This is a genomic window from Gelatiniphilus marinus (assembly GCF_042684345.1).
Taxonomy (GTDB): domain Bacteria; phylum Bacteroidota; class Bacteroidia; order Flavobacteriales; family Flavobacteriaceae; genus Gelatiniphilus; species Gelatiniphilus marinus.
In genome coordinates, this window is the sequence record NZ_JBHULK010000001.1 from 1 (window position 1) to 14,821 (window position 14,821).

General features: G+C 35.3%; 14 protein-coding genes and 1 rRNA gene. 11 read left to right on the forward strand and 4 right to left on the reverse strand.

Going from position 1 to position 14,821, the window contains the following annotated elements; translation table 11 throughout:
- Nucleotides 1-13: 13 nt before the first annotated feature.
- Nucleotides 14-121, forward strand: a 5S ribosomal RNA gene (gene rrf, locus ACFSQS_RS00005).
- 143 nt (nt 122-264) lie between these two features.
- Here the strand turns inward: rrf and ACFSQS_RS00010 are convergent.
- Together ACFSQS_RS00010 and ACFSQS_RS00015 are read right to left on the reverse strand one after the other, a co-directional pair.
- Nucleotides 265-1,026 carry a LytR/AlgR family response regulator transcription factor gene (locus tag ACFSQS_RS00010; RefSeq protein WP_388012134.1) on the reverse strand — a complete coding sequence of 254 codons (762 nt, stop codon included), beginning with the start codon at nt 1,024-1,026 and terminating at the stop codon, nt 265-267.
- A gap of 3 nt (nt 1,027-1,029) precedes the next feature.
- Nucleotides 1,030-3,057, reverse strand: coding sequence for a histidine kinase (locus ACFSQS_RS00015; protein ID WP_388012137.1), 2,028 nt, complete (start codon nt 3,055-3,057; stop codon nt 1,030-1,032).
- Nucleotides 3,058-3,375: 318 nt separating this feature from the next.
- Here ACFSQS_RS00015 and ACFSQS_RS00020 point away from each other — a divergent pair, with 318 nt between their 5' ends.
- The 9 genes from ACFSQS_RS00020 (at nt 3,376) to ACFSQS_RS00060 (ending at nt 11,653) form a co-directional block, all read left to right on the forward strand.
- Nucleotides 3,376-4,209 (forward strand): DUF4412 domain-containing protein, encoded by an 834-nt coding sequence (locus tag ACFSQS_RS00020; protein WP_388012140.1) that lies wholly within the window; start codon nt 3,376-3,378, stop codon nt 4,207-4,209.
- A gap of 36 nt (nt 4,210-4,245) precedes the next feature.
- A complete protein-coding gene (locus tag ACFSQS_RS00025) occupies nt 4,246-4,647 on the forward strand; it encodes a hypothetical protein (protein ID WP_388012143.1) in 402 nt (133 codons plus the stop codon).
- Between the two features lie 88 nt (nt 4,648-4,735).
- Nucleotides 4,736-6,094 carry a T9SS type A sorting domain-containing protein gene (locus ACFSQS_RS00030; protein ID WP_388012146.1) on the forward strand — a complete coding sequence of 453 codons (1,359 nt, stop codon included), beginning with the start codon at nt 4,736-4,738 and terminating at the stop codon, nt 6,092-6,094.
- A gap of 139 nt (nt 6,095-6,233) precedes the next feature.
- On the forward strand, nt 6,234-6,932 hold the full coding sequence (locus ACFSQS_RS00035) for a hypothetical protein (RefSeq protein ID WP_388012149.1): 699 nt from the start codon (nt 6,234-6,236) through the stop codon (nt 6,930-6,932).
- A gap of 55 nt (nt 6,933-6,987) precedes the next feature.
- Nucleotides 6,988-7,578 carry a hypothetical protein gene (locus ACFSQS_RS00040; protein ID WP_388012152.1) on the forward strand — a complete coding sequence of 197 codons (591 nt, stop codon included), beginning with the start codon at nt 6,988-6,990 and terminating at the stop codon, nt 7,576-7,578.
- A gap of 243 nt (nt 7,579-7,821) precedes the next feature.
- The gene (trkA, locus tag ACFSQS_RS00045) at nt 7,822-9,171 is read left to right on the forward strand and encodes a Trk system potassium transporter TrkA (RefSeq protein ID WP_388012155.1); all 1,350 of its coding nucleotides are present in this window, start codon (nt 7,822-7,824) and stop codon (nt 9,169-9,171) included.
- A 4-nt stretch (nt 9,172-9,175) separates the two neighbouring features.
- The gene (locus tag ACFSQS_RS00050; RefSeq protein WP_388012158.1) at nt 9,176-10,669 is read left to right on the forward strand and encodes a TrkH family potassium uptake protein; all 1,494 of its coding nucleotides are present in this window, start codon (nt 9,176-9,178) and stop codon (nt 10,667-10,669) included.
- A 199-nt stretch (nt 10,670-10,868) separates the two neighbouring features.
- Nucleotides 10,869-11,030, forward strand: coding sequence for a hypothetical protein (locus ACFSQS_RS00055; RefSeq protein ID WP_388012161.1), 162 nt, complete (start codon nt 10,869-10,871; stop codon nt 11,028-11,030).
- Between the two features lie 365 nt (nt 11,031-11,395).
- Nucleotides 11,396-11,653 (forward strand): hypothetical protein, encoded by a 258-nt coding sequence (locus ACFSQS_RS00060; RefSeq protein WP_388012164.1) that lies wholly within the window; start codon nt 11,396-11,398, stop codon nt 11,651-11,653.
- Nucleotides 11,654-11,715: 62 nt separating this feature from the next.
- Here ACFSQS_RS00060 and ACFSQS_RS00065 read toward each other — a convergent pair whose 3' ends face one another.
- Together ACFSQS_RS00065 and ACFSQS_RS00070 are read right to left on the reverse strand one after the other, a co-directional pair.
- Nucleotides 11,716-12,900 carry a pyridoxal phosphate-dependent aminotransferase gene (locus ACFSQS_RS00065; protein ID WP_388012167.1) on the reverse strand — a complete coding sequence of 395 codons (1,185 nt, stop codon included), beginning with the start codon at nt 12,898-12,900 and terminating at the stop codon, nt 11,716-11,718.
- A 29-nt stretch (nt 12,901-12,929) separates the two neighbouring features.
- Nucleotides 12,930-14,039, reverse strand: a complete 1,110-nt coding sequence (locus tag ACFSQS_RS00070) for a fatty acid desaturase family protein (protein WP_388012170.1) — start codon at nt 14,037-14,039, stop codon at nt 12,930-12,932.
- A 146-nt stretch (nt 14,040-14,185) separates the two neighbouring features.
- Here ACFSQS_RS00070 and rsmG point away from each other — a divergent pair, with 146 nt between their 5' ends.
- Nucleotides 14,186-14,815: a 16S rRNA (guanine(527)-N(7))-methyltransferase RsmG gene (gene rsmG / locus ACFSQS_RS00075; protein ID WP_388012173.1), complete on the forward strand. Its 630-nt coding sequence runs from the start codon at nt 14,186-14,188 to the stop codon at nt 14,813-14,815.
- Nucleotides 14,816-14,821: the final 6 nt, after the last annotated feature.

The window sequence follows — 14,821 nt, forward strand, 5'->3', positions numbered from 1 at the left end:
CGGGACTAAAGCTTAAGGTGGTTATAGCGACGGGGCTCACCTCTTACCATTCCGAACAGAGAAGTTAAGCCCGTTAGCGCCGATGGTACTGCATTTGTGGGAGAGTAGGTCGTTGCCTTTTTTGGAGTCCCCAACATTTATTTGTTGGGGACTTTTTGTTTTTAGGATTCTTCCATAATATGAGAATAAGCCTTCGCTTTCGTTGTGTTAATATGCTTTAATGTCATTCTTTATTATACATACTTGAATTATAGCAGTAATATTTCAATACTTAAAGCGTAACATGGACTCCAAGATACCGCTTATCTCACTGCGTTTTGCCCTTGAGACGCGAATTTCCTTGCCGTCGCTCATAAGTACAGTTCCTCCGTCCTGTTTTAGAATGGCCTTAACAAATTGTGGGTTGATTAAATGGGACTGGTGCACACGTAAAAAACCATAATAGCGAAGCATTTCCTCTATTTCCTTGAGAGATTTACAAATGAGTAGCTTACGTTCGCCCTCAAGAAAGAAATAGGTATAGTTATTGTCCGATTCACAGCGTGAAATATTCTTTATCTCTACAATATGGTAGCCCACTCCTGTAGGCAATGCTATTTTAGAAGCGCTATTTCCTGAACTGTTTACATTTTTCTGTAACAACTGCCATTGTTCCATAGTGATTTTTTTACGCCTTTTTTCCCAGTTTGATAAGGCCTGTACAATACTTTTTTCTGTAATGGGCTTTAATAGGTAATTAATAGCACTATACTCAAAGGCACGAATGGCATATTTGTTATAAGCTGTTGTAAAAATAATGTCAAAATCTATGGGTAGCATTTTATCTAACAAAGCAAAACCATTAAGATTGGGCATTTCAATGTCCAGAAACAAAAGGTCTGGTGGATTATCTTTAATAAATTCTAAACCTTTTAAAGGATTATAAAAGGCGCCTAAAATGTCATAATCAGGATGCGCTTTTTTAATAAGATTGAGCAACACATCTACACAGTGTACTTCATCATCTATAATAATAATTTTTACCATGGCCTAATCTATATATGTTATGGTTATACGTGTACCTGAAGGTACACCATTCTCTTCAAGGTCTAAAATATTCAGTTGCATTTGGGTATGGCTTATATGGTTATACAAGGTTAATCGCTCTTTTGTGATATTGGTTCCCAGAGGTTGGTGCATTTTTTTTGCTTTTCCGCTCTCCATTCTTCCAATACCATTGTCTTCAATTATAATTTTAAGCTGTTTGGAGGTGTCGAATATCACTGAAAGGTTTTTTTGGGGTTTGCTACTTGGGTGTAGTCCATGCCAAATAGCGTTCTCCACAAAAGGTTGTAGCAACAATGGCGGTATGGTATATTGAGATAGTGCTTCACGGGAATTACATTGGATGTGGTAAGAAAAATTATTACCCAATCTGCTTTTTTCCAAAGAAAGATATAATACTAATATTTCGAGCTCTTCTTCTACGGTAATGATATTTTTACTGCTGTTTTGCAAGATGGTACGTAGCAGTATCGAAAAATCATCTAAATAATTAACGGCATCCTCCTCTCGTGATTGCATTACCAAACTTTTAAGGGCATTAAGGCTGTTAAATATAAAATGTGGATTCATTTGTGAGCGCAATGCCAACATTTCCATATTCCGAAGCCGTTCGGTAAACGATTTCTTGAACTGTTCTTCTTTTTGCTTTTCTATTTCTGAATAGAGTTGTACCAGTTCTTCGGTTTTTTGGTTAATTTGCTTATCCAATTCCTTGCGCATATTGCTTTCCATAATCTGGTTTTGCTGTAATTGCTCAATTAATTTTTGGCTCGTCTTTTCTTTTTCTTTTTGGACAAGAAACATGCTTTCGCCCAAAGCTATTGAAAAACAGAGCACTTCGCCCAATAGCCCTGCCATAAAGATGATGTTTTGAGAGTGCCTAAAATTAAAAATGCCATTGGGTACTTGGTGTAAGCCATTGTAGTAAACAATGGATGAAAGGACAGAACCTACAAAAAAAAGACTCTGTCCGACAACAAAATATTTCAACAATGGATGTTTTACTTTGTAAATTATCCAAAAAAACAAGAACAGATTAAATGGTAAAACAACGGTACGAACAATGATGGATGCAATTCTTCTGACTTCCGAATCGAAATGAAAAAGACTAAAACCAAACCACAATATGGCATACCCAAAGCAAACAATAGCCAATATTTTTAAGGCTTTGGCAAGTTTAAGGCTAAAGGTTTTTACAGTAAGCAAATGCAGTATAAAATATATGTAAAAACCAATAAAGATAAATTGTATAGATTCTGAAATCAGGTTCGAAAAATAAGGAAAATGCTGAGCAAGGTTTGCTATGGTTGCAGGAGTGTTCTGTAAAACCAGAAACGCATAAACAATTTGGAAAAACAGATACCCAATGTAATAGAAATAGATTTGTTTTTTCAAACGAAAGCAAAACACCAGTGTAAATAGGGCGATACAGCACAGCGAAACCAAATAGACGTAGATAAACGCTATTGGCGGAGAATGTGCTTGTTGAACATTGTCCATAAACTCCAAATACCCAAGTTTTGAGAACAAAATGGGAGCAGTGAAATTTTTCTTATCGTTATGAGAACTCAATTTTATATAACATTGCGCCTGTTGAGATGATGTGAGTGTGAGTTCTGTAAAGAAGTAGGATTTAGGTTCGGAACGTTGGTTTACTGGCCTGAAGTAACCATTTTTGTAATGTTCGTAACCATTTTCTTTTTCAAAATATATGTCGATGTAAAAACTACCGTAAAAAAGATACGTTGTGAGACTATCTTGAGAGGTGTTTTTTAGTTTGAAATTAATCCAAACTGCTGTTTCGCGATCTACAGCGAAAGTAGAATCGTAAGCCTTCCAGTTATTGGTGCCTAAAATAGTTTTGAAAGTAACATTACTATTGGTTTTAAGTGCTTTTACTTCAGGATGGTTTATGAGATCTAATTTTGTAGCAACAGTATCAGCATTTATCTGCGCAGATATAGCAAGACATTTTAAAATGAAGAAAACACCAATTATTACCGCTTTTTTCATGTATTAGTAATTATTCTTTCCAAGGATGTATGTAACACCCAAATTAACATTTTGCTTTGCAATTAAAACTCAATGAAGGGTGAATTTCATTTTTTTACGTATTCTAATTCTAAAACCAAAATCATCTAAACGTTCAATAATTTACAATATAAAAAATGATTTTTACTCCTTTATACAAAATTTAGAATTTGGCTGTCTGGGTTTAGGATTTGGTTAGCCAAAGCTACTTTTTCCAAATTCTAAATGGAATCTGCCAAATTCTAAACACGTGTTTTTAAAACAACTATTGATGGTTAAGTTTGTTTCAAAACAATAATTATGAAAAGGTCAAGGTACATAATATTCCTTTTGTTGGTGGTGGGTTTTACACAAACCTCAGAGGCTCAATTTTTAAAAAAACTCAAGAAAAGGATTGAAGAGAAGGTGGAACAGACTGTTGTTGAGAAAACTGCCGAAAAAGCTTCCGAAAAAGCTTCTAATTCTTTAGACAAAATTTTTGATGTTAACCTCAATAGTCCTCAGGCAAAGGGCAAAAAGGTAGATGCCAAAAATGTTCCAGATTCTTATCAATTTTCATATAGGTACCAATTAAAAATGACCACCTCCAGCGGCGATATGGACATCGATTATTTTCTCCAGCCAGAAGCCACATATATGGGTATGAAAATGAATGCAGGCGTCCCTTTTTTTATGGTTATAGATGATGATCTAAATACTACCTATATGTTCATGGAAAGCGGCGGCAACAAAGTGGTAACGGCAACTTCTTTAGATATGAACGAAAACCTAGAGGATATTGACGATATAAAAGCGCCATCGTTAGAAAATTCAACCATAAAAGACCTTCCCAACAAAACATTTTTAGGTTACGATTGCATAGGTAAAAAGTTTGAAAATGATGCGTATGCATTTGTATCCTATTTTACGGTAGATGCTCCTGTGAGTTTTGACCAAGTTTTCAAGTCTGAAATGGACCGCTATCCCGAACCTATAAAAGAACAATTCAAAAATTATAAGGGTGCACTTTTGATGCATATGGAAATGATCGATAAAACAAACAAAGGCAAGAAAAACACTTCTGGAACTATGGCGTGTGTGGCCATTGAAGCTTTAGACTATAAGTTTAGCACCAAAGATTATTTAAAACTATAATCAATTAAGAGGTATAAAAGAACAAGTATTAGAACCATGGTCTATATATTTATTTTTTTGTGCTGTTTATTTAGCACTGAAAGCTTTGGTCAATCACTTTTTGGAAAACTTATTGTGGAAGGTTGGGACGAAAGCACTACATTAAAATCAGATAAACCGTTGGCTCTGTTCAAAAACTTTAGGGATGGCAAGCACAAAATTCTATTCCGATTTAAGAATAATTCGGGAAACGAGGATCTAGTGCTCTTTCAAATAAAAACTATCATTACCCATAACGGAAAAGCCATTGGGAGCAGCAGCCGTAACGATTGGCCATGGTTACCGGGTGATATGTATGTTCCCGTAGAAGCTTTCGATTTTATTCCGTTGCTTCAAAAACAACCATTAAAAACAAAGGCAAACTCGCTCCAGGAAATTATGAAATACAACTGGAAATGAAACCTGTAAAGATAAATTCAGAATCCATAAATACCACGCTTTCGTTTAAGGTTGATTGATTTTTAGATTAAATTAAAACATGACAAATATGAAAACAACACTACACAATTTTACATTTTTTATAGTTTTAACACTATGCACTATACCATTGTCCATTGCACAAAGTTGGGAATATGTGGGTACGCCAGGGTTTTCAACTGGAGTTTCGACTTATTCTTCGATGGCTCTTAATAGTGCCGACGAGCCTTATGTCGCTTTTCGTGGTGGAAGTGGTAATTTTGCACATATTGAAGTCATGAAGTTCGATGGAACCGATTGGATAGGTGTTGGGCAACCAGATTTCTCGGCACAAATGGTTTCGTATATCTCTTTGGTATTCAGTAATACTGATGAGCCTTATGTAAGCTATACAGACCATGGGAATGATTTCAAGGCTACCGTTATGAAATTTGACGGAACCAATTGGGTTAATGTTGGTATTCCCGGTTTTTCAACAAGTGGTACACAATTTACCTCATTGGCGTTTAGCAATAGTGGTGAACCATATATAGCTTTTGCCGATGCCTCATTTTCACAAAAAGCAACCGTAATGAAGTTTAATGGCACTGATTGGGTATATGTTGGATCACCAGGTTTCTCTGCTGGTAAGGCCGACTTTATTTCATTTAAGTTTAGCAACAATGATGTGCCACACATTTCTTATAAAGATTTTGGCAATTCAGAAAAGGCAACAGTAATGAAGTTCGATGGTACCAATTGGGTAGATGTGGGAACACCAGGCTTTTCAACAGGAAAAGCGTGGAATACTTCCCTAGCATTTAGTAGTAACAATGAGCCATATATAGCTTTTTATGATTATATAGATAAAAGTTCAGTTAAGAAGTTTAATGGCACCAATTGGGTAAACGTTGGATTATCAGGTTATTCGGGTGGTGGTCAAGATTATATTTCCATGGCACTAAACTCTAACGACGAACCTTATGTAGCCTATTCAGATGGTAGTTATTTTTATTGGGGATCCGTTAAAAAATTTAACGGTAGTAGCTGGGAAACAGTCGGAAACCAAGGTTTTTCCAATGAACAAATATACTACACTTCTTTGGTATTTAACAGTAATAATGAACCAATTGTAGCATTTAGTGATACTGGCTACGGTTTCGAATTGTCCGTTATGAAATTCACAAACACCATGAGCATTCAAGACAGCGAAGTTTCAAGGGTTTCTTTATATCCCAACCCAGCCAACGATTTGGTAACCTTAACAAATCTACCCTATGGAGAAACGGACATAAAAGTTTTTGACATTACGGGAAAAGAAGTGTTTTCAATCAACGCAAATAGAGGAATAGAAACCATTAACACAACCAATTTTACCAACGGCATCTACATGGTACGCATTGCCCAAAAGGATAAAATAACCTATAAAAAATTGGTTATCAGTAATTAAGTTTAAGGCTGTCATCTTTAGGTGTAAGACACGAAAAACGAAGCACTTTTCACAAATGATAACCAACCATTAAAAATGTTTCGTTTTTGACTGCTTTGAGGTTTACAATAACAATTCTACAAATATTAAAAAACATACAATGAAACAGCAATTATTTACATTTCTTGGTCTACTTCTATGTATTTTAGGGCATACACAAACCCATACTGGAAAGCTTGAAAACCCGTTAAAGAATATGCCCGAAATGGACATAGTACTTTGGCCTATGGGGATGGACAGCGCTGTAAACATTGGAAAATTAACCGCCAATGGTACTTTGGAATTCAATTTTCCGGAAAAAGAAGCTTTTCAATCTGCCGATGCGGAAAAACAAATGGTAGCTGACGATTTTAAATACGCACTCCGTTTTAATTGCATTGGGCAAGACGAACCCGAGTATCCAAATGTTATGGCTACCAGTATAAGCCCCATTACACTGTGGCACAAAAACCGTTATGTGGGCGTGTTGTTTCCCGTTACCGATGAGCGGTTGATTCATTGGATGGAAGACGAAGCCTACAACAATCCCGTTGAGGGCACATTTTACGAAATGGTTTACGTTGCTGAAGCCACCACACTTAAAACCGAATGCGCTACTACATTTCAGTTTTCAGAAGAGACGGTAAACGCCAGCTACCACTATCAATTGGAACTAGAAGCAGGATTGAATGTTATAGCCTATACCATTGAAGATATTCATAAAATGAATTCGAAAGTTACCTCCAATAAACCCAGTAAGGTTGTAGTTAAAAATGTTCAAGCAGAAGATGGTATTAAATGGATTGCAAAATATTTCTAAACAATAGGAAAAAACAAAATGACTTGTATATGTTGAATTTTAAAACCAAAACCTTATGAGGCCCATTTTTTTGATACTGATTTCCATCTTATTTGCAACAAGTTCATGCAAGCAATCTTCAGATAAGGAAAATAATGTGTTTGAAGAAAAGATGGATGAACTTGAAAATTCAACTAAAGTTGGTTCTTGGCAACAAAACTTGATAACAACAGAACCATTGCAAATAGACCAACTCAAGGCTAAACTGCCTAAACAATTGGCAGGTTTGCCTTTAAGAAGTTCAGATTCGCCAGCACCGCAAACCGTTGTAGGAACCTATAGTGTAAGTACAAACCCTAATCATGAAAGCGAAAACATTATAGTCCAAATTTTGGATGGTGCCGGAAATTATGGTTTTGGGCATGTCAATGCCGTCCATAAAATGATTTCTATGGAGGTAAACAACAAAGGGGATAATAATTGGGCAAAAACCCAAGACCATCAAGGTGTTAGGATGTTATTAAAAGAAGAGCGTGTTAAAAATATCCAATTTTCAGAGTTGCAATACATCAAACAAAACCGCTATCACATAACCTTGACCGGTAGAAGACTTGACAGTAAAAAGCTGTTGCAGGCAAAAACCGATTTAGAAAAAACCAATTTTTAATAGATTGATGCCTTAAAATGGGTTCGGTAATAAGAATGAACTGAATAGGACAATTATAAAAAACGAAATAACAAAAACAGTTTATAATTTTTTTTGTGATTTACATTAAAGTTATTTCTTGCTATTGTTTTGCAGAGAGAACAAGTAGCTGCTTATTAGGTAAGGCGCACAACTTTTTGTTTTAATAATAATACACTATGGTTTTTATAGTATATTTGTTATACTTTTTATGATAAATCACAAATGAAAATAATTATTGCTGGAGCTGGTGAAGTTGGATTTCATTTAGCAAAATTATTGTCTTATGAATCTCAAGAGATTACTTTAATAGACACCGACAAGGAATGTCTTGCCTATGCAGATACCCATTTGGATATTAAAGTGATTAAGGGCGATGCTACTTCTATTGCTATTTTAAAGGAGGCTCAGGTAACTACAAGCGATTTGTTGATAAGTGTTACATCGTCTGAAACGACCAATATAACGGTTTGTGTTTTGGCTAAGCAATTGGGCTCTAAACGCACTATTGCTAGGATTTCCAATACGGAATTTATAAGTCATAAAGATGAAGTTGGATTTATAAGGTTTGGTATAGATGAGCTTATTTCGCCTGAGGCCTTGGCCGCTTCAGAGATAGAATTGTCGTTAAAGCAATCGTCGTTTAACGATAATTACGAGTTTGAAGATGGTGCGCTTACCATGGCGGGTTTAACCTTATCTAAAGAGGCTTCGTTTGTTGGGAAAAAGGTAAAACAGGCTGCTAAAATTTTCCCTGAAATTCACTTTGTGCCTATTGCCATACAGCGTGCGGGAACTCAATTTACCATTATTCCACGTGGAGATACCCTGTTTAAAGAAGGCGATAACGTGGTGTTTGTAACATCTGAAGGTGGTGCCGAAGAGCTTTGTAAGCTTACCGGAAAAGAAAACACAGAGATTAAAAACGTAATGATACTTGGTGGTACCCAAATAGGTTTTAAATCGGCCAGAGAACTTTGCGAAAAAGGTTTTAAAGTTAAGCTTTTGGAAAAAAACAAAGAGCGTGCTTTTGATATTGCCGATGCTTTACCAAATGTTTTAGTGATTAATACCGACGGTAGAAATGTTGATATTTTAGATGAAGAAAGCATTAGTGATATGGGCGCATTTATTGCGGTTGGCGATAATTCTGAAACCAATATAATGTCTTGTTTGGTAGCAAAATCCAAAGGGGTGAAAAAGACCATTGCTTTGGTTGAAAACATGGATTATTTTGAATTGTCGCAATCTATTGGCATAGATACCCTTATCAATAAAAAGCTTTTGGCAGCAAACAATATTTTTAGGTATATACGTAAAGGCGAAGTCGTTGCCATGACCAAATTAAATAACATGAACGCCGAGTTATTGGAGTTTGAGGTTAAAGCCACATCGGCAATATGTAATAAATTTATAAAAGACATAGACTTTCCAAGAACTGCCATTATTGGCGGTGTTATTAGAGACGGTTTGGGGTTAATTGGTTTGGGGGATTTTAAAATACAAGAAGGCGACCGTGTTGTGATTTGCAGTTTGCTTAAATCTATAAAAAGCGTAGAAAGACTATTTCTCTAAAATAATGAAACTTAATTACAAAATCATTTTTCATTTTTTCGGATTACTTCTGCTATTTAATGGTGGTTTTGTATTGTTGGCATCTCTTGTTAGTTTAATTTATAAAGATGGAGTTACGCTCCCATTGTTTTTGGCAGGCATTTTAACATTAACAGCAGGAAGTTTGCTTATGTTTTTAACCAGACGCCACAAAAAAGAAATGAATAAGCGCGAAGGTTATATTGTAGTAACCTTTGGCTGGATTATTATGGCCTTATCGGGCACTTTACCGTATATTTTTACAGGTAGCATTGCTGGTTTTACAAATGCTTTTTTCGAGACCATGTCTGGTTTTACAACTACTGGAGCTACTATTTTAAACGATATTGAAGCGGTGCCGAAAGGGGTTTTGTTTTGGCGTAGTTTAACCCATTGGATTGGTGGCATGGGCATTATTGTGCTCGCTATTGCTATTTTACCATTACTGGGAATTGGAGGCATGCAGTTGTTTGCAGCCGAAGCCCCAGGTCCAAGCGCCGATAAATTGCATCCTAGAATTACAGACACCGCAAAACGTTTGTGGCTTATTTATTTTGGCTACACTGCCGCCGAAACTATATTGCTAAAAGCAGCGGGCATGTCTTTTTTTGATGCTATAAACCATGCATTATGCACCTTGTCAACCGGTGGTTTTTCAACAAAAAACGCTAGTGTAGCCCATTGGAACGACCAACCTATTATTCAATACATTATTATTGTTTTTATGTTTTTGGCAGGTACCAATTTTGTATTAAGCTATTTTGCCTTTAAAGGAAAAGTACAGAAAATAATAAAAGATGAAGAGTTTAAGCTCTATTTTAAATTTATAGCTGTTTTTACGGTAATAGCTGCACTTATTATATATTTTAGGGCAGATATATCGGCATCCTCAATTCTATATCCTATGGTTTGGGGAGAAGCGGAAAGTGCATTTAGGCATGCGCTTTTTCAAGTTATTTCTGTAATTACAACTACGGGTTTTGTAACCGCAGATTTTACCATGTGGACCCCTTTTTTAGTTGTATTCTTTTTTGGCCTTATGTTTTTAGGCGGATCGGCAGGTAGTACCTCTGGTGGCGTAAAAGTGGTGCGGCATTTAATATTGATTAAAAACGGTTTTTTGGAATTTAAGCGCACACTACACCCCAATGCCATTATACCGGTACGCTATAATACAAAATCTATTTCTGGCGATATTGTTTTTAATGTACTCGCATTTTTTATTTTATATATGCTATCTTTTATTGTTGGGGCTTTGGGCTTTTCTTTAATGGAAATAGATTTTCAATCTGCTGTTGGGCTAGCAGCTTCAAGTTTAGGTAATGTAGGACCTGCTTTGGGAGAATTTAGCCCTGTAAACAACTATGCAAATTTGCCTTTAATTGGCAAATGGTGGTGTAGTTTTTTAATGCTTATTGGCCGTTTAGAACTTTTTACGGTACTTATATTGTTTACGCCTTTCTTTTGGCGAAACAGATAAAATCATATTAAATTTAACAATTTTTTTTGTAAGATTACGTTTATACATTGATTATTATCATTAATTTTGTAATGTTTTTTTTACCCAAATTTATTAATTATCATATAAAGTGTACCCAATATTTTAAATAAAATGTGTTTTGGTATAACTATTGATAAAGATTAGAAACTTAAAAAACTTAACCTTAAAAATTTTAGCCTTGAAAAAATTAGTAGCATTAGTATCAATTGTTGTGGTTATATTGCTTTTGAATATAGACCGTTTATTACCTATTGACGATTATATAAAAGCCAGCATTCTTTTTGTTTTGGCCGGTCTCCTTTCAGTTTATGAATACAAAAGAGAAAAGAAATTAAATTAGAAGGTATTTTTTCTTTACACATTCATATTTAAAAACCGTTAAAAAGAATTTTTGCGTGTAATTTGATAATTCGTTTTTGTAATCTATAGCATTTAATAAGATAGTATTATCAACTTGATTCAATTATCTACACCATGTCAATGTATCGCAATTGCATTTATTTATAGGTGATTTATTCTTACCATCATTTTAACTTATTGTAGTGTAACATTTATTTGAAATTTTCTACTTGTATGAAGTAAGTTATTATGATTTATAACCAATTATATTTCAATTAATTTTGAAAATGAAGTTTAACTTATTGAAATCAATTAACATGGATTTGTTGTTTGTTAATTTTATTTCGTTTTTAAATCTTAGAAGTTATGGGTGGAGAAGGATCTATGGCAGCTGCCAATAATTCTTTAAAGAACAACAGAAATCTTTTAAAAAAGAATAGGAAGAATGCTTTATCGGGCAGTTATGCCAATTTACAACTAAAGGAATTCCCTAACGCTACGCCCGAGCAATTGATTGAGATAAAAGAAAACATGAAACGAGAGGAAAAACAAATAAGAAAGAAACTAATATTAGCGATCTTGTTAATAATTTCATTCTTGTTTTTTCTCTATGCTTTAATATAAAAAAAACCTGAAAAGTATTAATGCTCTTCAGGTCTTGAGATTATGTAATCCGGATTAAGTTTTTAGCTAAGTACTTCTTTAATACGTTTTATAGCTTCAGTAATTTGCTCTTGAGAAGCGGCATACGAAATGCGGATACAATCTGGATTGCCAAAAGCATCTCCGGTTACGGTTGCTACAAGCGCTTCTTCCAACAAATACAAAGAAAAATCTGTTGCGTTGTTAATGGTTTTACCTCGTAATGTTTTTCCAAAGTAATGAGATACATTCGGGAATACGTAAAACGCGCCTTCTGGCATATTGGTTTTAAAGCCTTCAATATCGTTTAATAAGCCCAAGATTAAATCGCGACGTACTTTAAACTCATCAATCATATATTGTACACGCAAAGGCGGTTGGTTTAAAGCGGTAATTACTGCGCGTTGCGCAATACAGTTGGTGCCACTGGTAATTTGCCCTTGCATTTTATTACAAGCACGGGCAATTTTTTCTGGTGCGCCAATATAGCCTACACGCCAACCAGTCATAGCGAATGCTTTAGATACGCCGTTAACGGTAATGGTGCGGTTGTACATATCATCAAACTGCGCCATACTTGCATGGCCGCCAATATAGTTTATGTGTTCGTAAATTTCATCTGAAACCACATAAATATTAGGATTTTTAACCAACACATCGGCTAAAGCCCTTAACTCTTCTTTACTGTAAATAGAGCCGCTAGGGTTACAGGGCGAGCTAAACCAGATCATTTTGGTTTTAGGCGTTATGGCCGTTTCAAGTTGAGCAGCAGTCATTTTAAAATCGGTATCGATAGATGTTTTTACCTCTACCGGGATGCCGTCGTTTAGCTTTACAATATCTGCGTAACTTACCCAATACGGGCATGGTAAAATTACCTCGTCTCCTGCGTTAAGCATAACTGCAGCCACATTGGCCAAACATTGTTTGGCTCCTGTAGAAACTACAATTTGGGGTAGGCTGTAAGTTAAATTATTATCGCGTTTAAACTTGGTAATTATGGCTTCTTTTAGCTCTACGTAACCATCAACGGGAGTGTACGAGTTGTAATTGTCGTTAATTGCTTGTATTGCTGCTTCTTTAATAAAATCTGGTGTATTAAAATCTGGCTCGCCAAGGCTTAAGCCTATAATATCTTTTCCTTCGCCTCTAAGCTCTCTGGCTTTTGCAGCCATGGCCAGCGTAGCAGAAGTGGCCATGTTTAAAATTCTGTTGGATAATAATTGCATGTTGTTTATTAAGATTGGTAAGTATAAAATTAGGCTAAGCTGGGTTGAGGTAAACTTGGTTTTTGCCCCAATTCTTTTAATTGCCTGTAATGTTCGGCCACGGCTTTCCAAAATGTGCTATATTCATTATATGGTAAGCTAAACTCGTTTGCTGTTTCTTTAACTATTTTAGCTATTTTTCTGTAGTGAATATGGCTTATGTTGGCAAATAAATGGTGTTCAACCTGTCTGTTTAACCCGCCCGTGTAAAATTCTACAATCCAACTTTTAGGCGAAAAGTTAGAGGTTGTGAATAGCTGATGGATTGCCCAAGTGTTTTTCATGTTGCCGTTTTCGTCTGGCAATGGCATTTCTGTATTTGGCATAACGTGTGCTAATTGGAAAATAACACTTAAAATAATACCAGCAGTGTAATGCATAACCAAAAAGCCTATTAATACTTGCCACCATGCAAAACCTAGCGATAAAGGTAAAACTACCCAAATGGCATAATAGATTATTTTTCCTATGATTAGTTTTGTCCATTGTGTTGCAGGATTTGGCAGTTTACCATAAGCCAATTTTCTTTTTAAATACTGGTAGGTTTGAATAAAATCGGTAGTGATAGCCCAATTTACTGTTAGCAAACCATAAAGAAAGAAGGCATAAAATCTTTGGTATTTATGAAATCTAAACCATTTGGCGTGTTTAGAAAAACGTATAATCCTGCCAGCGTCAATATCTTCATCATGGCCTTGAATATTGGTATAGGTGTGGTGCAGAACGTTGTGCTGTACTTTCCAGTTGTAGTCGTTTCCAGCTAAAATATAAATGCTGCTTCCCATAAGTTTGTTAACCCATTTTTTACTTGAAAACGAGCCGTGATTGGCATCGTGCATAACATTCATGCCAACACCGGCCATACCAACACCGGTAATTATCATTGATAAAATTTGAGCCCAAGCAGGTAAATCGATTGTTAAAACCAAAACCACAGGAACAATCAATAAAGCAAACATAACGATAGCTTTTAGGTAGAGTTTCCAGTTACCTGTACGTTTTATATTGTTCTCTTTAAAATAGTTGTTAACACGTTTGTTAAGTGTTTTAAAAAATTTCGCGGAGTCTGTTCTAGAAAACGTAAGGGTTTCTTTATTCATACTATTCATTTTAATTGTGCTATTTTTAATTCTTAAGTTTATAACTAAGCATAATGCAAAGATAGGTATTATGCTTTTTAACTATTACTGTTTTTTTATAAAAAAATGCACATAAAAAGTATATTTTTGCTGAAAATTTAACTTAAATGGAGCTTATTCTAAAATATTTCCCAAATCTTACCCAAGACCAAATTGAAAAATTTACCAAGTTGGAAACGCTTTACAAAGACTGGAATTTAAAAATAAACGTGGTGTCGCGTAAAGATATAGACGAGCTTTATTTGCGCCATGTGCTGCATGCTTTGGCCATTGCGAAATTAATACGGTTCAAGGCTGGTACTAAACTTTTAGATGTTGGTACGGGTGGCGGATTCCCTGGCATTCCGTTAGCTATTTTGTTTCCAGAATGTTCGTTTCATTTGGTAGATAGCATAGCGAAAAAACTAAAAGTTGTTGATGATGTGGTTGAGGGATTGGGTTTAACCAACGTAAAAACAACACATTCCAGGGTTGAAGATATTAACGGCACTTACAATTTTATAGTAAGTCGCGCCGTAGCTGCAATGCCAACCTTTGTGCATTGGGTTAAAGGCAAGATTGCCAAAAAACAAAACCACGAATTAAAAAACGGCATACTTTATTTAAAGGGTGGCGATTTAACCGAAGAACTTAAAACCTACAAAACGGCAACTATTTATAATTTAAGCGATTATTATGCTGAAGATTTTTTTGAAACCAAAAAATTGGTGCATCTGCCGTTAAAATATAAAGGCTGATTTTTT